23 protein-coding genes and 1 tRNA gene are annotated in these 25,532 nt (G+C 64.3%); 21 read left to right on the top strand and 3 right to left on the bottom strand.

All coding sequences use genetic code 11. The features are described from left to right. The first annotated feature begins 287 nt into the window (after positions 1–287). Positions 288–1,832, top strand: a complete 1,545-nt coding sequence (locus U5809_RS33315) for a 2-isopropylmalate synthase (RefSeq protein ID WP_322089673.1) — start codon at positions 288–290, stop codon at positions 1,830–1,832. 72 nt (positions 1,833–1,904) lie between these two features. On the opposite strand, the gene U5809_RS33320 is transcribed toward U5809_RS33315, so the two are convergent. The 3 genes from U5809_RS33320 to U5809_RS33330 form a co-directional block, all read right to left on the bottom strand. After that, positions 1,905–3,455, bottom strand: coding sequence for a SulP family inorganic anion transporter (locus U5809_RS33320; protein ID WP_322089674.1), 1,551 nt, complete (start codon positions 3,453–3,455; stop codon positions 1,905–1,907). A 39-nt stretch (positions 3,456–3,494) separates the two neighbouring features. Continuing rightward, the gene (locus tag U5809_RS33325) at positions 3,495–4,136 is read right to left on the bottom strand and encodes a carbonic anhydrase (RefSeq protein WP_176050382.1); all 642 of its coding nucleotides are present in this window, start codon (positions 4,134–4,136) and stop codon (positions 3,495–3,497) included. 382 nt (positions 4,137–4,518) lie between these two features. Further along, positions 4,519–5,031, bottom strand: a complete 513-nt coding sequence (locus U5809_RS33330) for a hypothetical protein (RefSeq protein ID WP_322089675.1) — start codon at positions 5,029–5,031, stop codon at positions 4,519–4,521. 168 nt (positions 5,032–5,199) lie between these two features. Here U5809_RS33330 and U5809_RS33335 point away from each other — a divergent pair, with 168 nt between their 5' ends. The 20 genes from U5809_RS33335 to U5809_RS33430 all read left to right on the top strand — a co-directional run bounded on the left by U5809_RS33335 (position 5,200) and on the right by U5809_RS33430 (position 25,528). Beyond that, the gene (locus tag U5809_RS33335; protein ID WP_322089676.1) at positions 5,200–6,459 is read left to right on the top strand and encodes a branched-chain amino acid ABC transporter substrate-binding protein; all 1,260 of its coding nucleotides are present in this window, start codon (positions 5,200–5,202) and stop codon (positions 6,457–6,459) included. Positions 6,460–6,566: 107 nt separating this feature from the next. Continuing rightward, a complete protein-coding gene (gene rpsO, locus U5809_RS33340) occupies positions 6,567–6,836 on the top strand; it encodes a 30S ribosomal protein S15 (protein ID WP_176050379.1) in 270 nt (89 codons plus the stop codon). Between the two features lie 289 nt (positions 6,837–7,125). Then, entirely contained in the window at positions 7,126–9,273 is a 2,148-nt protein-coding gene (pnp, locus tag U5809_RS33345) for a polyribonucleotide nucleotidyltransferase (protein ID WP_176050378.1), read from the top strand. A 148-nt stretch (positions 9,274–9,421) separates the two neighbouring features. After that, positions 9,422–10,441: an NAD(P)H-quinone oxidoreductase gene (locus U5809_RS33350; RefSeq protein ID WP_322089677.1), complete on the top strand. Its 1,020-nt coding sequence runs from the start codon at positions 9,422–9,424 to the stop codon at positions 10,439–10,441. 130 nt (positions 10,442–10,571) lie between these two features. Beyond that, complete coding sequence (gene tpiA / locus U5809_RS33355) at positions 10,572–11,327, top strand: triose-phosphate isomerase (RefSeq protein ID WP_322089678.1); 756 nt, start codon at positions 10,572–10,574, stop codon at positions 11,325–11,327. 72 nt (positions 11,328–11,399) lie between these two features. Beyond that, positions 11,400–11,780, top strand: coding sequence for a preprotein translocase subunit SecG (gene secG / locus U5809_RS33360; RefSeq protein WP_282505630.1), 381 nt, complete (start codon positions 11,400–11,402; stop codon positions 11,778–11,780). A 110-nt stretch (positions 11,781–11,890) separates the two neighbouring features. Then, positions 11,891–11,975, top strand: a tRNA-Leu gene (locus tag U5809_RS33365). A 153-nt stretch (positions 11,976–12,128) separates the two neighbouring features. After that, positions 12,129–12,488: an NADH-quinone oxidoreductase subunit A gene (locus U5809_RS33370; protein ID WP_006398798.1), complete on the top strand. Its 360-nt coding sequence runs from the start codon at positions 12,129–12,131 to the stop codon at positions 12,486–12,488. A gap of 62 nt (positions 12,489–12,550) precedes the next feature. Next, positions 12,551–13,030, top strand: coding sequence for a NuoB/complex I 20 kDa subunit family protein (locus U5809_RS33375; RefSeq protein WP_006398799.1), 480 nt, complete (start codon positions 12,551–12,553; stop codon positions 13,028–13,030). A gap of 21 nt (positions 13,031–13,051) precedes the next feature. Then, positions 13,052–13,654: an NADH-quinone oxidoreductase subunit C gene (locus U5809_RS33380; protein ID WP_006478264.1), complete on the top strand. Its 603-nt coding sequence runs from the start codon at positions 13,052–13,054 to the stop codon at positions 13,652–13,654. Positions 13,655–13,663: 9 nt separating this feature from the next. Continuing rightward, positions 13,664–14,917, top strand: a complete 1,254-nt coding sequence (locus U5809_RS33385; protein ID WP_322089679.1) for an NADH-quinone oxidoreductase subunit D — start codon at positions 13,664–13,666, stop codon at positions 14,915–14,917. Between the two features lie 172 nt (positions 14,918–15,089). Continuing rightward, positions 15,090–15,575: an NADH-quinone oxidoreductase subunit NuoE gene (gene nuoE, locus U5809_RS33390; RefSeq protein WP_006756903.1), complete on the top strand. Its 486-nt coding sequence runs from the start codon at positions 15,090–15,092 to the stop codon at positions 15,573–15,575. Then, entirely contained in the window at positions 15,572–16,882 is a 1,311-nt protein-coding gene (gene nuoF / locus U5809_RS33395) for an NADH-quinone oxidoreductase subunit NuoF (RefSeq protein WP_176050374.1), read from the top strand. The genes nuoE and nuoF overlap by 4 nt, the downstream gene beginning before the upstream one ends. Before the next feature lie 82 nt (positions 16,883–16,964). Beyond that, on the top strand, positions 16,965–19,295 hold the full coding sequence (gene nuoG, locus U5809_RS33400) for an NADH-quinone oxidoreductase subunit NuoG (protein WP_322089680.1): 2,331 nt from the start codon (positions 16,965–16,967) through the stop codon (positions 19,293–19,295). Continuing rightward, entirely contained in the window at positions 19,296–20,363 is a 1,068-nt protein-coding gene (gene nuoH / locus U5809_RS33405; protein ID WP_034190807.1) for an NADH-quinone oxidoreductase subunit NuoH, read from the top strand. Positions 20,364–20,373: 10 nt separating this feature from the next. Next, positions 20,374–20,862, top strand: coding sequence for an NADH-quinone oxidoreductase subunit NuoI (nuoI, locus tag U5809_RS33410; protein ID WP_014896508.1), 489 nt, complete (start codon positions 20,374–20,376; stop codon positions 20,860–20,862). A 112-nt stretch (positions 20,863–20,974) separates the two neighbouring features. Next, positions 20,975–21,625 (top strand): NADH-quinone oxidoreductase subunit J, encoded by a 651-nt coding sequence (locus U5809_RS33415; RefSeq protein ID WP_059233606.1) that lies wholly within the window; start codon positions 20,975–20,977, stop codon positions 21,623–21,625. An 18-nt stretch (positions 21,626–21,643) separates the two neighbouring features. Next, positions 21,644–21,949: an NADH-quinone oxidoreductase subunit NuoK gene (nuoK, locus tag U5809_RS33420; RefSeq protein ID WP_006478272.1), complete on the top strand. Its 306-nt coding sequence runs from the start codon at positions 21,644–21,646 to the stop codon at positions 21,947–21,949. A 17-nt stretch (positions 21,950–21,966) separates the two neighbouring features. Continuing rightward, positions 21,967–24,021 (top strand): NADH-quinone oxidoreductase subunit L, encoded by a 2,055-nt coding sequence (nuoL, locus tag U5809_RS33425; RefSeq protein ID WP_175999397.1) that lies wholly within the window; start codon positions 21,967–21,969, stop codon positions 24,019–24,021. A 16-nt stretch (positions 24,022–24,037) separates the two neighbouring features. Then, on the top strand, positions 24,038–25,528 hold the full coding sequence (locus U5809_RS33430; protein ID WP_069747468.1) for an NADH-quinone oxidoreductase subunit M: 1,491 nt from the start codon (positions 24,038–24,040) through the stop codon (positions 25,526–25,528). Positions 25,529–25,532 lie beyond the last annotated feature (4 nt).

The following is a 25,532-nucleotide window of genomic DNA, read 5'->3' on the forward strand; positions in this document are numbered from 1 at the left end:
CGGGGCCGCCGTTTTTATTTGCCCCTTTTTCGAGCCGGGTTGCCGGAACCACCCGGGCGGCGTCCGATTGCGCGGCCAACGGAATGTCGCTATAGTCTTCGGCATGACTGCATTTCCCCGCCTCTCCCTCCTTCTAGCCGGTGCGCCGCTACGCGCGCTAGCGTTGGCGCGCCTGCCGCGCTGACCGTTCTCGCCCCCCGTCAAGCTTCGTCTGTTGTTGAGCGTCGCCAGCGGTGGCGCGATCTCATTACGTTTGACTTCCGTATAAAGAGCCCTGGAGCCCCCCCATGACAGACAAGCTGATCATTTTCGATACGACGTTGCGTGACGGTGAACAATCGCCCGGCGCGTCGATGACGAAGGAAGAGAAAATCCGCATCGCGAAGCATCTCGAGCGGATGAAGGTCGACGTGATCGAAGCCGGCTTCGCGGCCAGCTCGAACGGCGACTTCGACGCGATCCACACGATCGCCGGTCTCGTGAAGGACAGCACGATCTGCTCGCTGGCCCGCGCCAACGACAAGGACATCCAGCGCGCGGCCGACGCGCTGAAGCCGGCCAACAGCTTCCGGATCCATACGTTCATCGCGACGTCGCCGCTGCACATGGAGAAGAAGCTTCGGATGACGCCCGACCAGGTGTTCGAGCAGGCGCGCCTCGCGGTGCGCTTCGCGCGCAAGTTCACCGACAACGTCGAATTCTCGCCGGAAGACGGCAGCCGCTCCGATCTGGATTTCCTCTGCCGCGTGCTGGAAGCCGTGATCGCCGAGGGCGCGACGACGATCAACATCGCCGACACCGTCGGTTATGGCGTGCCGGAGCTTTACGGCAACCTCGTGAAGACGCTGCGCGAACGCATTCCGAACTCGGACAAGGCGATTTTCTCGGTGCACTGCCATAACGACCTCGGGATGGCCGTCGCGAACTCGCTCGCCGGTGTGAAGATCGGCGGCGCGCGTCAGATCGAGTGCACGATCAACGGTCTCGGCGAGCGTGCAGGCAACACGTCGCTCGAGGAAATCGTGATGGCCGTGAAGACGCGCAAGGACTATTTCGGCCTCGACGTCGGCATCGACACGACGCAGATCGTGCCGACGTCGAAGCTCGTGTCGCAGATCACCGGTTTCGTCGTGCAGCCGAACAAGGCGGTGGTCGGCGCGAACGCGTTCGCGCATGCGTCGGGCATCCACCAGGACGGCGTGCTGAAGGCGCGCGACACCTACGAGATCATGCGTGCGGAAGATGTGGGCTGGACCGCAAACAAGATCGTGCTCGGCAAGCTGTCGGGCCGCAACGCGTTCAAGCAGCGCCTGCAGGAACTCGGTGTGTCGCTCGACAGCGAATCCGAACTGAACGCCGCGTTCATGCGCTTCAAGGATCTGGCCGACCGCAAGGCCGAGATCTTCGACGAGGACATCATCGCGATCGTGTCCGAGGAATCGGCGCTCGCGCACGAGCAGGAACATTTCAAGTTCGTGTCGCTGTCGCAGCGTTCGGAAACGGGCGAGCAGCCGCAGGCGAAGATCGTGTTCGCGGTCGAAGGCAAGGAAGTGACGGGCGAGGCACGTGGCAACGGGCCGGTCGACGCGACGTTCAATGCGATCGAAGGTGAAGTCGGCAGCGGCTCCGAGCTGCTGCTGTACTCGGTGAACGCCATCACGACGGGCACGCAGGCGCAGGGCGAAGTCACCGTCCGTCTGTCGAAGAGCGGGCGGATCGTCAATGGCGTCGGCACCGATCCGGACATCGTCGCCGCGTCGGCGAAGGCGTACATCTCCGCGCTGAACAAACTGCATTCGAAGGACGACAAGCTCAACCCGCAGCGCTCGTAAGCGCCGCGCGCTGCGCATCTCCGGAACGCCCCGTGCGGCCTTGCGCCGCCGGGGCGTTTTTTCATCCGCCGCTCATTCGGCAGCCGGTGCGCGGAACAGCCAGCGGCGCGTAGCGGGGCGTGTCGCCGGGCTGCGCCGGCGGAACTCGACGGCGATCCCGCGCCGCGGCGCATCGGCGACGAACGCGTCGAGCAGTTCGAGCACGTCGTGATCGATGTAGTCGGCGCGGGTCGCGTCGATGATCACCGCCGCGTGGTCCGGAATGTGCCGCAGGTGGTGCTTGACCTGAACCTTGCCGAGGAACGACACGTCCTTGCGGAACGACAGCAGGTAGTGGTCGTCGTGCTGCGCGAGCGTGACGGGGCTCTTCAGGTTCGCGACGGCGACTGCCAGTACGCTGCACGCCAGGCCGAGCGCGATCCCGAACAGCAGGTCGACCGCGAGCACGCCGATGATCGTCGCCGCGAACGGCACGAACGCGGCCGGCCCTTGCTTCATCACCGAACGGAACAGCGCCGGCTTCGCGAGCTTGAAGCCCGTATGGATCAGGATCGCGGCCAGGCTCGCGAGCGGGATCAGGTTGATGAGGCCGGTGAGCGCGAACACGCTCGCGAGCAGCAGCATCCCGTGGACGATGGCCGACATCCGGCTTTGCGCACCCGCGTTGACGTTCACCGAGCTGCGTACGATCACTGACGTGATCGGCAGCCCGCCGACCGCGCCCGCGACGAGATTGCCGACGCCCTGGGCCTTCAGTTCGCGGTCGGGCTGCGTCGGCCGGCGCTTCGGGTCGATCTGCTCGACCGCTTCGAGGCTCAGCAGCGTCTCCAGGCTCGCGACGACCGCGAGTGTGATCGCGACGCGCCACACGTCCGGATTGACGAGTTGCGCGAAGTTCGGGCCGAGCTCCGCATGCTTGAGCGATGCCGCGAACGCCGCGAACGATCCGAGCTCGGGCAGCGTCACGCGATGGGCGGCGCCCGGCGCAACGGCCGGTGCGACAAAGCCCAGCACGAGCGTCGCGCCGATCCCGAGCACGACGACCGCGAGCGGCGCCGGTACCGAGCGCACCAGCGCGAAGCGGCGCAGCGCGGGCGTGTCCCACGCGATCAGCAGCGCGAGCGACGCGAGCGCGATGGCCGTGGCGGCCCACGCGACCGGCAGGCCCGGCCAGTTCGCAAACGATTGCGCGGCCGAGCCGCCGATACCGAATGCGAACGGAATCTGCTTCACGATCAGCAGCAGGCCGATCGCGGCGAGCATGCCCTTGATGACGGGCGACGGTACGTAGGCGGCGAAGCGGCCGGCGCGCAGCATGCCGAACCCGAATTGCAGCACGCCGGACAGCAGCACCGCGAGCAGGAACGCGGAGAAGCTGCCGAGTTGTGCGATCCCTTCGACGACGATCACCACGAGGCCGGCTGCCGGCCCGCTGACGGACAGCGACGACCCGCTCAGCAGCGCGACGACGATACCGCCGACGATGCCGGACACGAGCCCGGCGAACGGCTCGACGCCGGAGGCGTTGGCGATGCCGAGACAGAGTGGCAGCGCGACGAGGAAAACGACGATGCCGGCGACGATGTCGCGCGGCAGGGTGGACAGGCGCTCGTTCAGTTTCATGGTTGGGGCGATTTCGTGGGCGTTGGGGCGGGGGATGAATCAGCCGAGCGCGGCGGCGGTCGTGGCCAGCGCGGGTTCGACGTCGACGGGCGGTGTCGCGTAGCCCGAATCGAGCTCCAGCAGGCGGCCGTCGGCGAGCGAGAAGATCCAGCCGTGCACGAGCGGCGGCCGTTCGCGGCCGCGCACGATCGGCGATGCGCGGAGCAGCCGCACCTGTTCGAGCACGTTCAGTTCGGCGAGGCGATCGGCGGCGGCCGTGTCGTCGAGCCCGTCGAGCGTGTCGCGATGGCGGCGTGCGAGCGCGCAGAGCGGCGCGATGCGGCGCGCGACGTGCGGCAGGTCGGCCGGCGGCGGCAGCAGCGACGCGCGCACGCCGCCACAGCCGTAGTGCCCGCACACGATCACGTGGTCGACCTTCAGCACGCGCACCGCGTACTCGAGCACGCTGGCGGAATTGTCGTCGTCGGGATGGAACAGGTTCGCGATGTTGCGATGAACGAACAGTTCGCCGGGCGCGCAGTGCGTGATGGTTTCGGCCGGCACGCGGCTGTCGGCGCAGCCGATCCACAGCACGCGCGGGTTCTGGCCGCGCGCAAGCGCGTCGAAGAAACCGGGCGTGTGTTCACGCGTCTCGCGGGCCCAGGCAATGTTGGCAACCAGCATGCTCTTTGGGCGATTCATGAGGACTCCTTTCTGATAAAGGCAAATAAATATCGGCGAAATGACGCAATTGCAATCTTTCTAAATTGAAAGGTTCGGTTTCGACTGATATTAGGGGTATGCCCTAGCACTCCGGGTGCATTGAAACAAATTGTTTCAAATTGATTTGGCGTAGTGCATTGCGTGCACCAACCCAACGCATGACATGCATCGGGTATGCCTGTTTCGGCGCAATGGCCCGCATGACGGGGCGTTCAGCGGATTGCCATCGGAATGTCATCGATCGGAAAAGTTTTCCGCCATATTTCCTGAATTAAATAAGGCAGCGGAAAAAAGGAAATGGCCATTCACGCAATAATTCGTGAATGGCCATTGCGAAAATTGCGCGTAAATGCGTAATCGGTCAGAACAGGTTGCGGCGGTCGGGATCGTGCAGCGGGTCCGGGGTTTTCTGCGTGATGCGCAGGATGCCCTGCGGATCGAAATAGAAGCTGTACATCATGTACCAGACGTTGTCCTCGAGGTACCGGTACGTCCACACCTCGCGCTTCATCAGCGGGAAGTAGGATGTCTCGACGGGGCGCCCGAAATTGACGAGCACGTCGGTCTTCGTCCACTTGCCGATTTCCGCACGATAGAACTCGTTCGGCTGCAGCACCTGGCGCACGTTGACGATCTTGTGGGCCGCGTCGACGTCGGCCGCGATCGTGATTTCGCCCATCGGCTGGGTCGGCCACATCAGCCGCTTGCCGCCGCCGGGCAGATCGTAGATCTCGCGCGGCGGGCCCATGCGCGCGACGATCGCCGACTCGTCCTGGCCGGCCTGGTATTGCTGCCACGGTTGCGCGCAACCGGCGAGCAGTGCGGCGGCACCGGCGACCAGCACCGGCAGGCGCGCGGGAATGCGAATGCGCATGGGATCCTCCAGAACACGGAAACAGGTCCCGTTGTATCACGGACGGCGCGCGACGGTGCATCGGGCGGAAAAAATCGGTGCGGATCGCCGGCATGGCCACGCTTGCGGGCGGCGGGTGCGCCGGCCTATGATCCGCGCTTCTCGAGCAGATTGAAGGGCAGGTGGCCGATGCAGGGGTGGAAGCGGTGCGCGCTCGCATTGAGCGCAGGGTGGATGCTGGTGTCGTCCGCGTTTGCCGGCGGCGAGCCGGTGCGGATCGCGCTGATCGAAGGGATGTCGGGCCCGTTCGCGAACGCAGGCGCGGCCGTCGAGCGCAACCTGCGCTTCGGCGTCGAGCAGGTCAACGCGGCGGGCGGCGTGAAGCTGCGCGACGGCGCGCACCCGCTCGAGCTCGTCGTGCTCGACAGCAAGGGGAGCCCGGAGGAGGCGCTCGTGCAACTGCGCGTGGCTGCGGACCGCCATATCGGCTTCGTTGCGCAGGGCAACAGTTCGGCCGTCGCGGCTGCGCTCGTCGCGGCGCTCGACAAGCTGAACGCGCGCGATCCGGACAACCGGATGCTGTTCCTGAACTATTCGGCCGATGATCCGGCGCTGACCGGCGCTCGCTGCAGCTTCTGGCATTTCCGCTTCGACGCGCACGCGGGCATGCGGATGGCCGCGCTCGCGGACGTGATGGCGCGCGATCGCGCACTGCGCAAGGTCTATCTGCTGAACCAGGACTACAGCTTCGGCCACGACGTCAGCACGCTTGCGCGTCAGGCACTGGCCGCGCGGCGCCCGGACGTGACGATCGCCGGCGACGAATTCCACCCGATCGGCCGGATCAAGGATTTCGCGCCGTATATCGCGAAGATCCGGGCGAGCGGCGCGGACGCCGTCGTGACCGGCAACTGGGGCAACGACCTGACGCTGCTCGTGAAGGCGGCGCGCGAGCAGGGGCTGAACGCGAAGTTCTATACGTTCTACGGCAACAGCCTCGGCGCGCCGGCTGCCCTCGGCGATGCCGGTGTCGGGCGCGTCGTGGCCGTGGCCGACTGGCACCCGAACGCGGGCGGCGCGAAGTCGGACGCGTTCTACCGCGCGTTCCGAACCCGTTTCCCGGCCGCGCAGGACGACTATCCGGTGCGGCGGATGAGCCTGATGATCGAGATGCTGGCCGCGGCGATGAACCGCGCGGGCTCGGCCGACCCCGTCGCGGTCGCGCGGGCGCTCGAGGGCCTGTCGTTCGACGACGGCTTTCATGCGTCGCGGATGCGCGCGCAGGATCATCAGCTGATCCAGCCCCTTTACGTGATGGAGATGGACAAGGCCGGCACGCCGGGCGTGCGCTTCGACAACGAGGGGTCGGGGTACGGCTTCCGGACGGTGCTGGCGGTGCCGGCACAGCGCACGGAGATGCCGTCGACGTGTTCGATGACGCGTCCGTGACAGGGGGCGGTAAGAACGGCGCGGAGTTGTGCTACAATGCGCGCCGGTTGTAAGTCACGGCACGGCCATTCTTCCGTGTCCGCCTGTTCAGTTAGAAAGGAAATCACATGTCTGTTGCAGATATCAAGAAGTCGGAAGTCGTTGCTCAGTTCGCCCGCGGTACCAATGACACGGGGTCGCCCGAAGTCCAGGTCGCACTGCTGACCGCGCGTATCGTCGAACTGACGGGTCACTTCAAGTCCCACGCGAAGGATCACCACAGCCGCCGCGGCCTGCTGCGCATGGTGAGCCGCCGCCGCAAGCTGCTCGACTACCTCAAGGGCAAGGATGCCGACCGTTACCGCGCACTGATCGAGAAGCTGGGTCTGCGTAAGTAATCGAGGCGATTGCCGCCAGCAAGATGCCTGTGTCAGTCCGCTGATACAGGCATTTTGTTTTTGCGCGGTGCGTAGCGTCACGCGCATCGCAGGCTGTCCGGCACTTCGTGCGGGGCTGCCGCAACGACTGATACCGGGGCAGGATTTGTGTCATTCCAGCGCGTCGCTGCACGAGCGCCGCGCTGGAATGGCATAAAAAACACACCTTGCTCCGGGTGATTCGGTCGGGACGCCGCCGTGCCGGATGGCCGGCGCGGCGAATGAAATGCATGAATTCAAAGGAGCAACCATGTCCATGTTCAACAAGGTCGTGAAGGAATTCCAGTGGGGCCAGCACAAGGTGCGCCTCGAAACCGGTGAAGTCGCTCGCCAGGCGAGCGGTGCGGTGATCGTCGACGTCGAAGACACCGTCGTGCTGGCAACCGTCGTCGGCGCGAAGTCGGCGAAGCCGGGCCAGGATTTCTTCCCGCTGACCGTCGACTACCTCGAGAAGACCTACTCGGCCGGCAAGATCCCGGGCGGTTTCTTCCGCCGCGAAGGCCGTCCGTCGGAGCATGAGACGCTGACGTCGCGCCTGATCGACCGCCCGCTGCGTCCGCTGTTCCCGGAAGGCTTCTACAACGAAGTCCAGGTCGTGATCCACGTGCTGTCCGTGAACCCGGAAATCCCGGCGGACATCCCCGCGCTGATCGGCGCATCGGCTGCGCTCGCCGTGTCGGGCCTGCCGTTCAACGGCCCGGTCGGTGCCGCGCGCGTTGCCTACATCGACAACGCCTACGTGCTTAACCCGACGCGTGACCAGATCAAGGCATCGAGCCTCGACCTCGTCGTCGCGGGTACGGAACGCGCGGTGCTGATGGTCGAATCGGAAGCCGATCAACTGTCGGAAGAAGTGATGCTGGGCGCGGTCGTGTTCGGTCACGAGCAGATGCAAGTCGCGATCGACGCGATCCACGAACTGGTGCGCGAAGGCGGCAAGCCCGAGTGGGACTGGCAGCCGGCGCCGAAGAACGAGGCGCTGATTGCGCGTGTGACGGACCTGGCGCAGAACGACCTGCTCGCCGCTTACCAGCTCCGCGACAAGCAGGCTCGCTCGACGAAGCTGAAGGAAGTCTACTCGGCGACCTCGGCGAAGCTCGAGGAAGACGCGCAGGCAGCCGGTACGGCAGCGGCCGACAAGGCCACCGTCGGCAACGTCCTGTTCGACATCGAAGCAAAGATCGTCCGTTCGCAGATCCTGAACGGCGAGCCGCGTATCGACGGCCGCGACACGCGCACCGTGCGCCCGATCGAGATTCGCACCGGCGTGCTGCCGCGTACCCACGGCTCGGCGCTGTTCACGCGCGGCGAGACGCAGGCGCTGGTCGTCGCGACGCTCGGCACGAAGGGTGACGAGCAGATCATCGACGCGCTCGAAGGCGAGTACCGCGAGCGCTTCATGCTCCACTACAACATGCCCCCGTTCGCAACCGGCGAAACGGGCCGCGTCGGCTCGCCGAAGCGCCGCGAAATCGGCCACGGCCGCCTCGCGAAGCGCGCGCTGGTCAAGTGCCTGCCGAGCGCTGACGAATTCGGCTACTCGATCCGCGTCGTGTCGGAAATCACCGAGTCGAACGGTTCGTCGTCGATGGCATCGGTGTGCGGCGGCTGCCTCGCGCTGATGGACGCCGGCGTGCCGATGAAGGCACACGTCGCGGGTATCGCGATGGGCCTGATCCTCGAAGGCAACAAGTTCGCGGTGCTGACCGACATCCTCGGCGACGAAGATCACCTCGGCGACATGGACTTCAAGGTGGCCGGTACGGAACAGGGCGTGACCGCGCTGCAGATGGACATCAAGATCCAGGGCATCACGAAGGAAATCATGCAGGTCGCGCTCGCGCAGGCGAAGGAAGGCCGCATGCACATCCTCGGCAAGATGACGTCGGCGGTCGCGGGTGCGAACACGCAACTGTCGGAATTCGCGCCGCGCATGATCACGGTCAAGATCAACCCGGAAAAGATCCGCGACGTGATCGGCAAGGGCGGTTCGGTGATCCGCGCGCTGACGGAAGAAACGGGCACGACCATCGACATCTCGGATGACGGCGTCGTGACGATCGCGAGCACGAGCAGCGAAGGCATGGCCGAAGCGAAGAAGCGCATCGAGCAAATCACGGCTGAAATCGAAGTCGGCCAGGTGTACGAAGGTACGGTGCTCAAGCTGCTCGATTTCGGCGCGATCGTGAACCTGCTGCCGGGCAAGGATGGCCTGCTGCACATCTCGGAAATCGTCAACGAGCGTGTGAAGGACATCAACGACTACCTGAAGGAAGGCCAGCAAGTGAAGGTCAAGGTCATCCAGACGGACGAAAAGGGTCGCGTGCGTCTGTCGGCGAAGGCGCTGCTGAATGAAGCAGCGGCAGCGTCGCAGTCGGACACGCCGCCGCAGCAGTAAGCGGACAGGCGGACCAACGGCCGGCAGTGCGAAAGCGTGCCGGCCGTTTTTTCTGTAGCATCGTTGTGCGGCGCAGCAGCGCCGGCGAGGCGTCCGTGCCGCGTGCCCGGGCGCGCCATCCGATTCCGATCCTGGAGCCTCCCTCACCATGAAAGCCATCGAAATCACCGAATTCGGCGCCCCCGACGTGTTGAAGCTTGCGGAGCGTCCGCGCCCCGAACCGAAGCGCGGCGAGGTGCTGATCAAGGTGGCGGCTTCCGGTGTGAACCGGCCCGACGTGTTCCAGCGCAAGGGCGCTTATGCGCCGCCGCCGGGTGCGTCGGACCTGCCGGGCCTCGAGGTGGCGGGCGAGATCGTCGGCGGCGACCTGTCCGATGCCGCGCTGAACCCGTTCGGCCTGAAGCTGGGCGATCGCGTGTGCGCGCTGCTCGCGGGCGGCGGTTATGCCGAATATGCGGTCGCACCGTTGCCGCAGTGTCTGCCGGTGCCTGAAGGGCTCACCGATATCGAGGCTGCGTCGCTGCCCGAAACGTTCTTCACCGTGTGGAGCAATGTGTTCGACCGTGCGCAGCTCGGCGCGGGCGAGGGCGGCGAGCAGGAGACGCTGCTCGTGCAGGGTGGCTCGAGCGGTATCGGCGTGACGGCCATCCAGATCGCGCATGCGCTCGGCTTTCGTGTGTTCGCGACGGCCGGCACCGCCGACAAGTGCCGCGCGTGCGAGGCGCTCGGCGCCGAACGCGCGATCAACTACAAGACCGAGGATTTCGTCGAGGTCGTGAAGTCACTGACGCACGATCGCGGCGTCGACGTGATCCTCGACATGGTGGCGGGCTCGTACGTGCCGCGCGAACTGTCCGCGCTCGCGGACGGCGGCCGTCTCGTGCTGATCGCGCTGCTCGGGGGCGCGAAGGCCGACGTCAACCTGGGCGAGATCCTGCGCCGCCGGCTCACCATTACGGGTTCGACGCTGCGCCCGCGCCCGGTCGAGTTCAAGGCGCGCATCGCCGCGCAACTGAAGGCGCGCGTGTGGCCGCTGATCGCCGACGGGCGCATCAAGCCGGTGATCTACCGCGTGCTGCCGGCCGCGGATGCCGCGCAGGCGCATGCGCTGATGGAAAGCAGCGAGCACACCGGCAAGATCGTGCTCGATTGGGGTGCGAACGCCTGATGGCCCGTGTGGCCGGGCTTGACATGCGCGGTTTGACCGGTTCAAGCCGTGCGCAGTAAAATCGCGGGTTTGCTTCGCCAGATCAAACCTGACGGCCGGTTTCCGGCGCGTCGATGACGAGACAGACACGATGTCGAAACAGAGAACTAAGCGGGTGATCGGCAACTGGAAGATGCACGGCCGGCTGGCCGGCAACCAGGCGTTGCTGAACGAAGTGGTGCAGGGCGCGGGCGCGGTGGCGGCCGAAACCTCGGTCGGCGTGTGCGTGCCGTTCCCGTATCTCGCGCAGGTTCACGCGCAGCTCGACGGCGGCCGTGTCGCCTGGGGTGCGCAGGACGTGTCCGCGCACGAACAGGGCGCGTTCACCGGTGAAGTGGCGGCGGCGATGGTCGCGGAGTTCGGCGCACGCTATGCGATCGTCGGTCACTCGGAACGCCGCGCGTATCACGGCGAAAGCAACGAGACGGTCGCGGCGAAGACGCAGCGCGCGCTCGCAGCCGGCCTCACGCCGGTCGTGTGCGTCGGCGAGACGCTCGACGAGCGCGAGTCGGGTGCGACCGAGCAGGTTGTCGGTGCGCAGCTCGACGCGGTGCTGGCCGTGCTGACGGCCGAAGAGGCGGTGCGCATCGTTGTCGCGTACGAGCCGGTCTGGGCGATCGGCACGGGCAAGAGCGCGACGTCGGCGCAGGCACAGGACGTACACGCGTTCCTGCGCGCGCGCCTCGCGGCGAAGGGTGCGGCGGACGTATCCGTGCTGTACGGCGGCAGCGTGAAGCCGGACAACGCGGAAGAACTGTTCGCGCAGCCGGACATCGACGGCGGCCTGATCGGCGGCGCGTCGCTGAAGGCGGAAGATTTCCTGGCGATCTGCCGGGCCGCGCGATAAGCGGTCCGAGATCGAATTGAACCATGACGGCGGCCGGACGGTCCGGTCGCCCGATCCAATCGGGTGGGTGTGATGCTGTTATTCAAGACGCTGATTATTGTGGTGCAGGTGCTGTCTGCACTCGGTGTGATTGGTCTCGTGCTGCTGCAGCACGGCAAGGGTGCCGACATGGGCGCTGCGTTCGGCAGTGGCGCGTCGGGCAGCCTGTTCGGTGCAACGGGCTCCGCGAACTTCCTGTCGCGCACGACGGGCATTCTCGCGACGATCTTCTTCGTCGCGACGCTCGCACTGACGTACCTCGGTTCGTACAAGTCGACGCCGTCGGCCGGCGTGCTCGGCGCGGCCGCGACTGCGCCGGCTTCGGCACCTGCAGCATCGGCACCGGCAGTCGCGGCATCCGCCGCCGTTGCGGGTTCGGCTGCAAGCGCGCCGGGCCAGGATGTCCCGAAATAAAAAGTTAAATTTTTTGTGTTTGTGCGTTGAACAAATCTGGAACTCGGGTTAGAATTTAATTCTTGAAGCGATTCGCGGGAACAAGCAGCACAACCCGAGTTGCATGCAGTGCCGACGTGGTGAAATTGGTAGACACGCTATCTTGAGGGGGTAGTGGCGAAAGCTGTGCGAGTTCGAGTCTCGCCGTCGGCACCAAAGTTACTCAATGCCAGCCGCTTCTAGTGGCTGGCATTTTTCATTTCTGGGATGGGCTTGCGGTTGTCTTGCGATCGCCTGCACTCCGAAATGATTCCTTCCGCCGGAAGTGGTATTCTCCGGACGCTCAGAACCAACCGATAGAGGATTGCCTTGAACCTCGCAGCCTATTACCCCGTCTTGTTGTTCCTCCTCGTGGGCACTGGTTTAGGTATAGCGCTGGTCAGCATCGGCAAGCTCCTTGGTCCCAACAAGCCGGACGTCGAGAAGAACGCACCGTACGAGTGCGGCTTCGAAGCCTTTGAAGACGCCCGGATGAAATTCGACGTCCGGTATTATCTCGTCGCTATCCTGTTCATCATCTTCGATCTCGAAACCGCATTCCTGTTTCCGTGGGGCGTCGCGCTCCGGGACATCGGCTGGCCGGGTTTCATCGCAATGATGATTTTTCTGCTCGAATTCCTGCTGGGCTTTGCCTATATCTGGAAGAAGGGCGGGCTCGACTGGGAGTGATGGGTTAATCGCCGGTTTGCATGGGCGGCCACGCTCGGTCGCTCGTCTGGAGTGGAAAGCAAATGAGTATCGAAGGGGTCTTGAAGGAAGGGTTTGTCACCACGACGGCTGACAAGCTGATCAACTGGACGCGTACCGGCTCGCTGTGGCCGATGACGTTCGGGCTCGCGTGTTGCGCCGTCGAGATGATGCATGCGGGCGCGGCCCGTTATGACCTGGACCGGTTCGGCGTCGTGTTCCGTCCGAGTCCGCGTCAGTCGGACGTGATGATCGTCGCCGGCACGCTCTGCAACAAGATGGCACCCGCACTGCGCCGCGTGTACGACCAGATGGCCGAGCCGCGCTGGGTGATCTCGATGGGATCGTGCGCGAACGGCGGTGGTTACTACCACTACTCGTATTCGGTGGTCCGCGGCTGTGACCGGATCGTGCCCGTCGACGTCTACGTGCCGGGCTGTCCGCCCACGGCAGAGGCGCTGGTCTACGGCGTGATCCAGCTTCAGGCGAAGATCCGCCGCACCAATACCATCGCCCGTCAATAAAGCCCCGAGCGTCCCCTCAATATGGCAAGCAAAATCGAGACCCTCAAGGCAAACCTCGAAGCCGCGCTCGGCGCGCGCGTGGTGAGCCTCACCGAAGCGATCGGTGAACTGACGCTCGTCGTGAAGGCGAGCGATTACCTCGAAGTCGCAAAGACGCTGCGCGACGATCCGAAGCTCCGTTTCGAGCAGCTGATCGACCTCTGCGGCGTCGACTACCAGACCTTCGGCGACGGCGCCTACGATGGCCCGCGCTTCGCGGCCGTGTCGCACCTGCTGTCGGTCACGAACAACTGGCGCCTGCGCCTGCGCGCATTCGCACCGGACGACGACCTGCCGATCGTGGCATCGCTGGTCGACATCTGGACCTCCGCGAACTGGTACGAGCGCGAAGCGTTCGACCTGTACGGCATCGTGTTCGAAGGCCACCCCGACCTGCGCCGCATCCTCACCGACTACGGCTTCATCGGTCACCCGTTCCGCAAGGACTTCCCGGTGTCGGGCTATGTCGAAATGCGTTACGACCCGGAAGAGAAGCGGGTCGTGTACCAGCCGGTGACGATCGAGCCGCGCGAAATCACGCCGCGCGTGATCCGCGAGGATCGCTATGGCGGTCTGAAACATTAAGGGGGCGTCATGGCAGAAATCAAGAACTACACGCTCAACTTCGGCCCGCAGCACCCGGCAGCGCACGGCGTGCTGCGCCTCGTGCTCGAGCTCGACGGCGAAGTCATCCAGCGTGCCGATCCGCACATCGGCCTGCTGCACCGCGCGACGGAAAAGCTCGCGGAATCCAAAACCTTCATCCAGTCCGTGCCGTACATGGACCGTCTCGACTACGTGTCGATGATGGTCAACGAGCACGGCTACGTGCTCGCGATCGAAAAGCTGCTCGGCATCGAAGTGCCGGAGCGCGCGCAGTACATCCGCGTGCTGTTCGACGAGATCACGCGCGTGCTGAACCACCTGATGTGGATCGGCGCACACGCACTCGACGTCGGCGCGATGGCCGTGTTCCTGTACGCATTCCGCGAACGCGAAGACCTGATGGACGTGTACGAAGCGGTGTCCGGCGCCCGGATGCACGCGGCGTACTACCGTCCGGGCGGCGTCTATCGCGATCTGCCTGACGCAATGCCGCAATACAAGGCGTCGAAGATTCGCAACGAGAAGGCGCTCGCGAAGATGAACGAAGCGCGCAGCGGCTCGGTGCTCGACTTCATCGACGACTTCTTCACGCGCTTCCCGAAGTGCGTCGACGAATACGAAACGCTGCTCACCGACAACCGGATCTGGAAACAGCGTCTGGTCGGGATCGGCGTGGTCAGCCCGGAACGTGCGCTGCAGATGGGCCTGACGGGCCCGATGCTGCGCGGCTCGGGCATCGCGTGGGATCTGCGCAAGAAGCAGCCGTACGAAGTGTACGATCGCATGGATTTCGACGTGCCGGTCGGCGTGAACGGCGATTGCTACGACCGCTATCTGGTGCGCGTCGAAGAAATGCGCCAGTCGATCCGCATCGCGAAACAGTGTATTGAGTGGCTCCGCAAGAATCCGGGCCCGGTGATGGCGGACAATCACAAGGTTGCACCGCCGTCGCGCGTCGGCATGAAGACCAACATGGAAGACTTGATTCACCACTTCAAGCTCTTCACCGAAGGTTTCCATGTGCCGGAAGGCGAAGCGTACGCGGCGGTCGAGCACCCGAAGGGTGAATTCGGCATCTACCTCGTGTCGGACGGTGCCAACAAGCCGTATCGCCTCAAGATTCGCGCGCCGGGTTTCGCTCACCTGGCGTCGCTCGACGAAATGGCGCGCGGTCACATGATCGCCGACGCCGTCACGATCATCGGTACGCAGGACATCGTGTTCGGCGAGATCGATCGCTAATGGTTGCGCCGTCCGCACGTGCGGGCGGCGAGCAGTAAGTCACATGCGATGCGCGCTGAACCGGCGCGGCTTCGCAAGCTGTCAACAGAGTGAGCGCCAGGTCTGCCGTCCATGCACCCCAGTGTGCGGCAGGTTGTTCGTTCGGTAGGAATTGAAAGAGTCGTGTCTGAAAATGATCTCAGCTGAAGGCCTGAAGGAAATCGATCGAGCGTTGACGAAGTATCCCGCCGATCAGAAACAGTCCGCCGTGATGTCGGCGTTGGCCGTTGCTCAGGAAGAGCACGGCTGGCTGTCGCCCGAACTGATGCAGTTCGTTGCGGACTATCTCGGCATGCCGGCCGTTGCCGTGCAGGAAGTCGCGACGTTCTACACGATGTACGAGCTCAACCCGGTCGGCAAGCACAAGATCACGCTCTGTACGAACCTGCCGTGCCAGCTTGGCCCGCACGGTGGCGCGGAAGCGACTGCCGACTACCTGAAACAGAAGCTCGGCATCGGCTTCGGCGAGACCACGCCCGACGGCAAGTTCACGCTGAAGGAAGGCGAATGCATGGGCTCGTGCGGCGATGCGCCGGTGCTGCTGGTGAACAATCACAGAATGTGCAGCTTCATGAGCCGCGAGAAGATCGACCAGCTGCTTGAGGAGCTCTCGAAATGACGTCCCTCCACGACCGTCACATCAAACCGCTGATCCTCGCTGGTCTGAACGGCGAGAACTGGCATCTCGAAGATTACGTTGCGCGCGGCGGCTACAAGCAGCTGCGCCGCATTCTCGAAGAAAAGATTCCGCCCGAGCAGGTGATCGCCGACGTGAAGGCGTCGGGCCTGCGTGGCCGTGGCGGTGCGGGCTTCCCGACCGGCCTGAAGTGGAGCTTCATGCCGCGCCAGTTCCCGGGGCAGAAGTACCTCGTCTGCAACTCGGACGAAGGCGAGCCGGGCACGTTCAAGGATCGCGACATCCTGCGCTGGAACCCGCACGCGCTGATCGAAGGCATGGCCATCGGCGCGTACGCGATGGGCATCACCGTCGGCTACAACTACATCCACGGCGAAATCTTCGAAGTGTATCGACGCTTCGAAGCCGCGCTCGATGAAGCGCGCGCAGCCGGGTTCCTCGGCGACCACATCATGGGCTCGGAATTCTCGTTCGAGCTGCACGCGCACCACGGTTACGGCGCGTACATCTGCGGCGAGGAAACGGCGCTGCTCGAGTCGCTCGAAGGCAAGAAGGGCCAGCCGCGCTTCAAGCCGCCGTTCCCGGCGAGCTTCGGCGTGTACGGCAAGCCGACCACGATCAACAACACCGAGACGTTTGCCGCGGTGCCGTTCCTGCTGTCCATCGGGCCGCAGAATTACCTCGAGATCGGCAAGCCGAACAACGGCGGCACGAAGATCTTCTCGGTATCGGGCGACGTCGAGCGTCCGGGCAACTACGAAGTGCCGCTCGGCACGCCGTTCGCGACGCTCATGGAGCTCGCCGGCGGGATGCGCGGCGGCAAGAAGATCAAGGCCGTGATTCCGGGCGGTTCGTCGGCGCCGGTGATCCCGGGCGACATCATGATGCAGACGGATCTCGACTACGATTCGATCGCGAAGGCCGGCTCGATGCTCGGTTCCGGCGCGGTGATCGTGATGGACGAGACGCGTTGCATGGTGCGCTCGCTGCTGCGCCTGTCGTACTTCTATTACGAGGAATCGTGCGGCCAGTGCACGCCGTGCCGTGAAGGCACCGGCTGGCTGTATCGCGTCGTGAACCGTATCGAGCACGGCGAAGGGCGCCAGGAAGATCTGGACCTGCTGAACTCGGTTGCCGAGAACATCATGGGCCGCACGATCTGTGCACTCGGCGATGCGGCGGCGATGCCGGTACGCGGGATGCTCAAGCACTACTGGGACGAATTCGCGTACCACGTCGAACACAAGCACTGCATGGTCGGCGGCCACGCGCACGCGGCGGCAGCCTGAAGCGAACCCGGTTGCGGAATTTGAGCGCACGGTCGGGCGAAGGCGCGAACGGGCGGAAATAGGTTAAGGACCATTCACCATCATGGTTGAACTTGAAATAGACGGCAAGAAGGTCGAGGTGCCCGAAGGCAGCATGGTGATCCAGGCTGCGCACAAGGCGGATACGTACATTCCTCACTTCTGCTATCACAAGAAACTGTCGGTCGCGGCCAACTGCCGGATGTGTCTCGTCGAAGTCGAGAAGATGCCGAAGGCCGTGCCTGCCTGCGCGACCCCCGTGTCGGCCGGCATGATCGTCCACACGCAGTCCGACAAGGCCGTGAAGGCGCAGCAGTCGGTGATGGAATTCCTCCTCATCAATCACCCGCTCGATTGCCCGATCTGCGATCAGGGCGGCGAATGCCAGCTGCAGGATCTGGCGGTCGGCTACGGCAAGTCGTCGTCGCGCTACTCGGAAGAAAAGCGCGTGGTGTTCCACAAGAACGTGGGCCCGCTGATCTCGATGGAAGAAATGTCGCGTTGCATCCACTGCACGCGCTGCGTCCGCTTCGGCCAGGAAATCGCCGGCGTGATGGAGTTCGGCATGCTGGGCCGCGGCGAGCACTCGGAAATCACGACGTTCGTCGGCAAGACGGTCGATTCCGAAATGTCGGGCAACATGATCGACCTGTGCCCGGTCGGCGCACTGACCAGCAAGCCGTTCCGCTACAGCGCCCGTACGTGGGAACTGTCGCGCCGCAAGTCGGTGAGCCCGCACGATTCCGTCGGCGCGAACCTCGTCGTGCAGGTGAAGAACAACCGCGTGATGCGCGTGCTGCCGTTCGAGAACGAAGCAATCAACGAATGCTGGATCTCGGACAAGGACCGCTTCTCGTATGAAGGCCTCAACAGCGAAGAGCGCCTGACGAAGCCGATGCTGAAGCAGGGCGGCCAGTGGATCGAAACCGACTGGCAGACCGCGCTCGAATACGTCGCGAAGGGCCTGAAGGGCATCGCCGCGGATCACGGCGCGAACGCGCTGGCGATGCTCGCGAGCGCGCACAGCACCGCTGAAGAGCTGTTCCTCGTGAAGCAGCTCGCCAACGAACTGAAGACGCCGAACGTCGACTTCCGTCTGCGTCAGCAGGATTTCTCGGCGCCGGTCCAGGGCGCACCGTGGCTCGGCATGCCGATCGCCGACCTGTCGAACGTGGACGCCGCGTTCGTCGTCGGGTCGTTCCTGCGCCGCGACCACCCGCTGTTCGCCTCGCGCCTGCGTCAGGCCGCGAAGAACGGCGCGAAGCTGCATTTCCTGCACGCGACCGGTGACGACGCACTGATCCCGACCGCACAACGCATCGTGGCTGCACCGTCCGCATGGCTCGACGAGCTGGCCGGCATCGCCGCGGCCGTCGCGCAACTGCGCGGCGTCGCGCTGCCCGACGCGCTGGCAGGCGTCACCGCATCGCCGGCCGCGCAGGCTGTCGCGCAGTCGCTCGCGAACGGCGAACGCCGCGCGGTGCTGCTCGGCAACGTTGCGGTCCGTCATACGGAATTCGCTAAGCTGCATGCCGTCGCCAAGTGGATCGCCGACAACACCGGCGCCACGTTCGGCTTCCTGACGGAAGCGGCGAACACGGTCGGCGCGCACGTCGTCGGCGCACTGCCGGGCGAAGGCGGCCTGAACGCACGTGAAGCGTTCGCGCAGCCGCGCAAGGGCTACGTGCTGCTGAACGTCGAGCCGGAGTTCGACACCGCTGATCCGGCGCAGGCACTGGCCGCGCTGAACCAGGCGGAAATGGTCGTCGTGATGTCGCCGTTCAAGCACGGCCTCGACTACGCCGACGTGCTGCTGCCGGTCGCACCGTTCACCGAAACGGCCGGCACGTTCGTCAACGCGGAAGGCACCGTGCAGAGCTTCACCGGCGTCGTGCGCCCGCTCGGCGACACGCGTCCGGGCTGGAAGGTGCTGCGCGTGCTCGGCAGCCTGCTCGGCCTGCCGAACTTCGAATACGAGACCGCGGAAGAAGTGCGTCTCGCGGCGCTCGGCGACGCCGGCGTCGCAGGCCGCCTGTCGAACCAGACGTCGGTCGCGCCGGTGCGCGCCGCGGCAAACGCCGCGAATGGCGGTTTCGAGCGTCTGGCCGATGTGCCGATCTATCACGCCGACGCGCTCGTGCGCCGCGCAGGTGCGCTGCACCTGACGGTCGCTGCGAAGGCGGCGAACGCCGCAGCCCTGCCGGCCGCGCTGTTCGACAAGCTGGGCTTGAAGGAAGGCGACGCCGTGCGCGTGCGCCAGGGCGAGCGTGCGGTGCAGTTGCCGGCTGTGCGCGACGCGAATCTTGCGGAGACGGTCGTTCGCGTGTCGGCGGCAACGCCTGCCGGCGCAGCGCTCGGCAGCCTGTCCGGTGAACTGGTGGTGGAGAAGGCGTAAATGAGCTTGTTCGATACGATCAACGCGGGCGGGGCCGAGCTTCTCGGCTTCGCGTGGCCGACGGTGTGGGCAGTCGTGCGCATCCTCGTCGTCTCCGTCGTCATCCTGCTGTGCGTCGCGTACCTGATTCTGTGGGAACGCAAGCTGATCGGCTGGATGCACGTGCGTCTCGGCCCGAACCGCGTCGGCCCTGGCGGCCTGCTGCAGCCGATCGCCGACGTGCTGAAGCTGCTGCTGAAGGAAGTCATTCAGCCGAGCGCCGCCAGCCGCTGGCTGTACCTGATCGCGCCGGTCATGACCGTCGTGCCGGCGTTCGCCGTGTGGGCCGTGATCCCGTTCCAGGCGGAAGCCGTTCTCGCGAACGTGAACGCGGGCCTGCTGTACGCGATGGCGATTTCGTCGATCGGCGTGTACGCGGTGATTCTCGCGGGCTGGGCATCGAACTCGAAGTACGCGTTCCTCGGCGCGATGCGCGCTGCGGCACAGATGGTGTCGTACGAAATCTCGATGGGCTTCGCGCTGGTGCTGGTGCTGATGACGGCCGGCAGCCTGAACCTGTCGGAAATCGTCGGTTCGCAACAGCACGGCTTCTTCGCAGGCCACGGCGTGAACTTCCTGTCGTGGAACTGGCTGCCGCTGCTGCCGGCGTTCGTCGTGTACTTCATCTCGGGCATCGCCGAAACGAACCGCCACCCGTTCGACGTGGTGGAAGGGGAGTCGGAGATCGTCGCGGGTCACATGATCGATTACTCGGGTATGGCGTTCGCGCTGTTCTTCCTCGCCGAGTACATCAACATGATCGTGATCTCGGCGCTGGCTGCGACGCTGTTCCTCGGTGGCTGGGACGCACCGTTCGAATTCCTGTCGTTCATCCCGGGCATCTTCTGGCTGGTGCTGAAGGTCTTCGCACTGCTGTCGGTGTTCATCTGGGTCCGCGCGACGTTCCCGCGCTACCGTTACGACCAGATCATGCGTCTGGGCTGGAAGGTGTTCCTGCCCGTCACGGTGATCTGGGTGGTCGTGGTCGGCTGCTGGATGATGTCGCCGCTGAACATCTGGGTGAAGTAAGGACGAAATCATGACGGCTATCCAACACTTCTTTAAGACTTTCTTCCTGACCGAGTTGCTGAAGGGGCTCGCGCTGACCGGTCGTTACACGTTCAAGCGCAAGGTCACCGTGCAGTTCCCGGAAGAGAAGACCCCGATCTCGCCGCGTTTCCGCGGGCTGCATGCACTGCGCCGCTATGAAAACGGCGAAGAGCGCTGCATCGCGTGCAAGCTGTGCGAGGCCGTGTGCCCCGCGATGGCGATCACGATCGAATCGGAAACGCGCGCGGACAACACGCGCCGCACGACGCGCTACGACATCGACCTGACGAAATGCATCTTCTGCGGTTTCTGCGAAGAGAGCTGCCCGGTCGATTCGATCGTCGAGACGCAGATTCTCGAGTACCACGGCGAAAAGCGCGGCGACCTGTATTTCACGAAGGAAATGCTGCTCGCGGTGGGCGATCGCTACGAGAAGGACATCGCCGCGGCGAAGGCCGCCGACGCGCCGTATCGTTGATTGTGTTTGCAGTGCCGGCCCGAAGCCAGGGCCGAGCCGCCGCGACGGGTGCGGCACGCGAGAGCGTCCCGCAAGCCGCGCCTGACTATGGCCTAACGATGAACCGGTAATCATGGAATTCACGACCGTACTGTTCTACATCTTCGCGCTGCTCCTGGTGGTATCAGGGCTGAAGGTGATCACTTCGCGCAACCCGGTGGCGTCTGCGCTTTTCCTTGTGCTGGCGTTCTTCAACGCCGCCGCGATCTGGATGCTGCTGGAAGCGGAATTCCTCGCGATCCTGCTGGTGCTGGTCTACGTGGGCGCCGTGATGGTGCTGTTCCTGTTCGTCGTGATGATGCTGGACATCAACATCGACTACCTGCGTCGCGACTTCAAGCGCTTCGTCCCGATGGCGACCGTGGTCGGCGCGATCATCGTGATCGAGACCGCGCTGATCCTGTGGCGCGGCTACGGCGACACGCACACGGTGCACGCGATGGCGACGGGCGAGATGGCCAACTGGTCGAACACGCGCCTGATCGGCAAGGTCATCTACACCGACTACATCTTCGCGTTTGAAATCGCCGGCCTCGTGCTGCTGGTCGCGATCATTGCCGCAATCGGGCTGACCGAGCGCAAGGGCAAGGACAGCAAGCGCCAGCGCGTGTCGGATCAGGTCAAGGTGCAACGCAACGACCGCGTGCGCCTCGTGAAGATGGAAGCGGAAAAGCCGCAGCCGGAAGCGGCGCAAAGCGAAGCCGGTTCGGGCACCAACGGCTAAGCGGAGGAAAAGAAAATCATGCTGACTCTTGCTCACTACCTTGTGCTCGGCGCGATCCTGTTTGCGATCGCGATCGTCGGGATCTTCCTGAACCGCCGCAACGTCATCATCATCCTGATGTCGATCGAACTGATGCTGCTGGCGGTGAACACCAACTTCGTCGCGTTCTCGCATTACCTCGGCGATGTGCACGGCCAGATCTTCGTGTTCTTCGTGCTGACCGTCGCTGCAGCAGAAGCCGCGATCGGTCTCGCGATTCTGGTGACCCTGTTCCGTAAGCTCGACACGATCAATGTCGAGGATCTCGATCAGCTCAAAGGTTAATTTCAGGCAACGCTGTTATGTCAACGACACTCAATGAAAACCTGCTGCTGGCGATTCCGCTCGCTCCGCTGGCCGGCTCGCTGATTGCGGGGCTGTTCGGGAACGCAGTCGGGCGCAAGGGCGCACACCGGATCACGATCCTCGGCGTAATGATCGCGTTCCTCCTGTCGGCGAAAGTCTTCTTCGACGTGATGGGCGGCGCAAGCTTCAACGCGACCGTCTACGAATGGATGAACGTCGGCTCGCTGAAACTCGAAGTCGGCTTCCTCGTCGATTCGCTGACCGCGATGATGATGGTCGTCGTGACCTTCGTCTCGCTGATGGTGCACATCTACACGATCGGCTACATGGCGGAAGAAGACGGCTACCAGCGCTTCTTCTCGTACATCTCGCTGTTCACGTTCTCGATGCTGATGCTCGTGATGAGCAACAACTTCCTGCAGCTGTTCTTCGGCTGGGAAGCGGTGGGTCTGGTGTCGTACCTGCTGATCGGCTTCTACTTCACGCGTGAGAGCGCGATCTACGCGAACATGAAGGCGTTCCTCGTGAACCGCGTGGGCGACTTCGGCTTCCTGCTCGGCATCGGCCTGCTGCTCGCATTCGCCGGCTCGATGAACTACGGCGAAGTGTTCGCGAAGCGCGCTGAGCTCGCGAGCCTGCACTTCCCGGGCACCGACTGGGGCCTGCTGACCGTTGCCTGTATCTGCCTGTTCATCGGCGCGATGGGCAAGTCGGCACAGTTCCCGCTGCACGTGTGGCTGCCTGACTCGATGGAAGGCCCGACCCCGATCTCGGCGCTGATTCACGCGGCGACGATGGTGACGGCCGGCATCTTCATGGTGTCGCGTATGTCGCCGCTGTTCGAGCTGTCGGACACCGCGCTGTCGTTCGTCACGGTGATCGGCGCGATCACGGCGCTCTTCATGGGCTTCCTCGGCATCATCCAGAACGACATCAAGCGGGTGGTCGCCTATTCGACGCTCTCGCAGCTCGGTTACATGACGGTCGCGCTCGGCGTGTCCGCGTATCCGGTCGCGTTGTTCCACCTGATGACGCACGCGTTCTTCAAGGCGCTGCTGTTCCTCGGCGCCGGCTCGGTCATCATGGGCATGCACCACGACCAGGACATCCGCAACATGGGCGGCCTGCGCAAGTACATGCCGATCACGTGGATCACGTCGCTCGTCGGCTCGCTTGCGCTGATCGGTACGCCGTTCTTCTCGGGCTTCTACTCGAAGGACTCGATCATCGACGCGGTGAAGCTGTCGCACCTGCCGGGCTCGGGCTTCGCGTACTTCGCGGTCGTCGCGAGCGTGTTCGTGACGGCGCTGTATTCGTTCCGCATGTACTTCCTGGTGTTCCACGGCGAAGAGCGCTTCCGCAAGCCGAAGCATCCGGAATCGCCGATGGGCATGGCGGCCGCGCACGGCCACGATGACCACGGCCATGGCCACGGTCATGACGACCACGCGCACGAGCCGCACGAGACCCCGTGGGTCGTGTGGGTGCCGCTGGTCCTGCTGGCGATCCCGTCGGTGATCATCGGTGCGATCGCGGTCGGCCCGATGCTGTTCGGCGACTTCTTCCAGCACGGCGTTGCATTCGACAAGGTGATCTTCATCGGCGAAAACCACCCGGCGCTGGCCGAGATGGCCGAGGAGTTCCACGGCTGGGTGGGCATGGGCCTGCACTCGGTGTCGGGCCTGCCGGTCTGGCTCGCGCTGGCCGGTGTCGTCGTCGCCTGGTTCCTGTACCTGAAGCGTCCGGATCTGCCGGCGTCGATCCGCCGCGCGTTCGGCCCGATCTACACGCTGCTGGACAACAAGTACTACATGGACAAGATCAACGAAGTGGTGTTCGCCCGTGGTTCGGTGGCGATCGGCCGCGGCCTGTGGAAGGAGGGTGACGTCGTGGTGATCGACGGCCTCGTCAACGGCAGCGCCCGGTTCATCGGCTGGTTCGCCAGCGTGATCCGCTTCCTCCAATCCGGTTACATCTATCACTACGCGTTCGCCATGATCATCGGCATGCTGGGGCTCCTGACCCTGTTTGTAACGCTCGGCGGCAAATAAGGCGGGGGACAACTTAATGCACGCTTTTCCGATTCTCAGTACCGCGATCTGGCTGCCGATCGTTTTCGGCCTCCTCGTGCTTGCGGTAGGTAACGACAAAAATCCGGGGACGGCCCGCTGGGTCGCGCTGATCGGCTCGCTGCTCGGTCTCGCGGTCACGATCCCGCTGATCACGGGCTTCGACTCGAGCACGGCTGCGCTGCAGTTCGTCGAGAAGTCGACCTGGATCGAACGCTTCGACATCGCGTATCACCTTGGCGTCGACGGCATCTCGATGTGGTTCGTCGTGCTGACCGCGCTGATCACGGTGATCGTCGTGATCGCCGCGTGGGAAGTGATCACCGAGAACGTCGCGCAGTACCTCGCGGCCTTCCTGATCCTGTCCGGGATCATGATCGGCGTGTTCTCGTCGGCCGACGGCCTGCTGTTCTACGTGTTCTTCGAAGCGACCCTGATCCCGATGTACATCATCATCGGCGTGTGGGGCGGCCCGAACCGCGTGTATGCGGCGTTCAAGTTCTTCCTGTACACGCTGGCCGGCTCGCTGCTGATGCTGGTCGCACTGATTTACCTGTACACGGAAACGCACTCGTTCGACCTCGCGACGTGGCAGAACGCGAAGATCGCGATGACGCCGCAGATCCTGCTGTTCATTGCGTTCTTCCTCGCCTTCGCGGTGAAGGTGCCGATGTGGCCGGTGCATACGTGGCTGCCGGACGCGCACGTGGAAGCGCCGACGGGCGGCTCGGTCGTGCTGGCCGCGATCATGCTGAAGCTCGGCGCGTACGGTTTCCTGCGCTTCTCGCTGCCGATCACGCCTGACGCGAGCCACTTCCTGGCACCGGTCGTGATCACGCTGTCGCTGATCGCGGTGATCTACATCGGCCTCGTCGCGATGGTGCAGGCCGACATGAAGAAGCTGGTCGCGTATTCGTCGATCGCGCACATGGGCTTCGTCACGCTCGGCTTCTTCATCTTCAACCAGCTCGGCGTCGAAGGCGCGATCATCCAGATGATCTCGCACGGCTTCGTGTCGGGCGCGATGTTCCTCTGCATCGGCGTGCTGTACGACCGCGTGCACTCGCGCCAGATCGCCGATTACGGTGGCGTCGTCAACGTGATGCCGAAGTTCGCGGCATTCGCGATGCTGTTCTCGATGGCCAACTGCGGCCTGCCGGGTACGTCGGGTTTCGTCGGCGAGTTCATGGTGATTCTCGCGGCCGTCCAGTACAACTTCTGGATCGCATTCGGCGCGGCATTCACGCTGATCCTCGGTGCTGCCTACACGCTGTGGATGTACAAGCGCGTGTACTTCGGCGCGGTGGCGAACGATCACGTCGCCAAGCTGAAGGACATCGGCCGTCGCGAATTCCTGATGCTGGCCGTGCTTGCCGCGTTCACGCTGCTGATGGGCCTGTACCCGAAGCCTTTCACGGACGTGATGCACGTTTCCGTGGAAAACCTCCTCTCCCACGTCGCGCAGTCGAAGCTGCCGCTGGCCCAGTAATCGC

Source organism: Burkholderia sp. BCC1999 (assembly GCF_905339975.1).
GTDB lineage: Bacteria > Pseudomonadota > Gammaproteobacteria > Burkholderiales > Burkholderiaceae > Burkholderia.

What these genes read in the sequence shown, in the direction of transcription:
- U5809_RS33315 (WP_322089673.1), top strand. Translation starts at nt 288, where the DNA reads ATGACAGACAAGCTGATCATTTTCGATACGACGTTGCGTGACGGTGAA.
- U5809_RS33320 (WP_322089674.1), bottom strand. Translation starts at nt 3,455, where the DNA reads ATGAAACTGAACGAGCGCCTGTCCACCCTGCCGCGCGACATCGTCGCC.
- U5809_RS33325 (WP_176050382.1), bottom strand. Translation starts at nt 4,136, where the DNA reads ATGAATCGCCCAAAGAGCATGCTGGTTGCCAACATTGCCTGGGCCCGC.
- U5809_RS33330 (WP_322089675.1), bottom strand. Translation starts at nt 5,031, where the DNA reads ATGCGCATTCGCATTCCCGCGCGCCTGCCGGTGCTGGTCGCCGGTGCC.
- U5809_RS33335 (WP_322089676.1), top strand. Translation starts at nt 5,200, where the DNA reads ATGCAGGGGTGGAAGCGGTGCGCGCTCGCATTGAGCGCAGGGTGGATG.
- rpsO (WP_176050379.1), top strand. Translation starts at nt 6,567, where the DNA reads ATGTCTGTTGCAGATATCAAGAAGTCGGAAGTCGTTGCTCAGTTCGCC.
- pnp (WP_176050378.1), top strand. Translation starts at nt 7,126, where the DNA reads ATGTCCATGTTCAACAAGGTCGTGAAGGAATTCCAGTGGGGCCAGCAC.
- U5809_RS33350 (WP_322089677.1), top strand. Translation starts at nt 9,422, where the DNA reads ATGAAAGCCATCGAAATCACCGAATTCGGCGCCCCCGACGTGTTGAAG.
- tpiA (WP_322089678.1), top strand. Translation starts at nt 10,572, where the DNA reads ATGTCGAAACAGAGAACTAAGCGGGTGATCGGCAACTGGAAGATGCAC.
- secG (WP_282505630.1), top strand. Translation starts at nt 11,400, where the DNA reads ATGCTGTTATTCAAGACGCTGATTATTGTGGTGCAGGTGCTGTCTGCA.
- U5809_RS33375 (WP_006398799.1), top strand. Translation starts at nt 12,551, where the DNA reads ATGAGTATCGAAGGGGTCTTGAAGGAAGGGTTTGTCACCACGACGGCT.
- U5809_RS33380 (WP_006478264.1), top strand. Translation starts at nt 13,052, where the DNA reads ATGGCAAGCAAAATCGAGACCCTCAAGGCAAACCTCGAAGCCGCGCTC.
- U5809_RS33385 (WP_322089679.1), top strand. Translation starts at nt 13,664, where the DNA reads ATGGCAGAAATCAAGAACTACACGCTCAACTTCGGCCCGCAGCACCCG.
- nuoE (WP_006756903.1), top strand. Translation starts at nt 15,090, where the DNA reads ATGATCTCAGCTGAAGGCCTGAAGGAAATCGATCGAGCGTTGACGAAG.
- nuoF (WP_176050374.1), top strand. Translation starts at nt 15,572, where the DNA reads ATGACGTCCCTCCACGACCGTCACATCAAACCGCTGATCCTCGCTGGT.
- nuoG (WP_322089680.1), top strand. Translation starts at nt 16,965, where the DNA reads ATGGTTGAACTTGAAATAGACGGCAAGAAGGTCGAGGTGCCCGAAGGC.
- nuoH (WP_034190807.1), top strand. Translation starts at nt 19,296, where the DNA reads ATGAGCTTGTTCGATACGATCAACGCGGGCGGGGCCGAGCTTCTCGGC.
- nuoI (WP_014896508.1), top strand. Translation starts at nt 20,374, where the DNA reads ATGACGGCTATCCAACACTTCTTTAAGACTTTCTTCCTGACCGAGTTG.
- U5809_RS33415 (WP_059233606.1), top strand. Translation starts at nt 20,975, where the DNA reads ATGGAATTCACGACCGTACTGTTCTACATCTTCGCGCTGCTCCTGGTG.
- nuoK (WP_006478272.1), top strand. Translation starts at nt 21,644, where the DNA reads ATGCTGACTCTTGCTCACTACCTTGTGCTCGGCGCGATCCTGTTTGCG.
- nuoL (WP_175999397.1), top strand. Translation starts at nt 21,967, where the DNA reads ATGTCAACGACACTCAATGAAAACCTGCTGCTGGCGATTCCGCTCGCT.
- U5809_RS33430 (WP_069747468.1), top strand. Translation starts at nt 24,038, where the DNA reads ATGCACGCTTTTCCGATTCTCAGTACCGCGATCTGGCTGCCGATCGTT.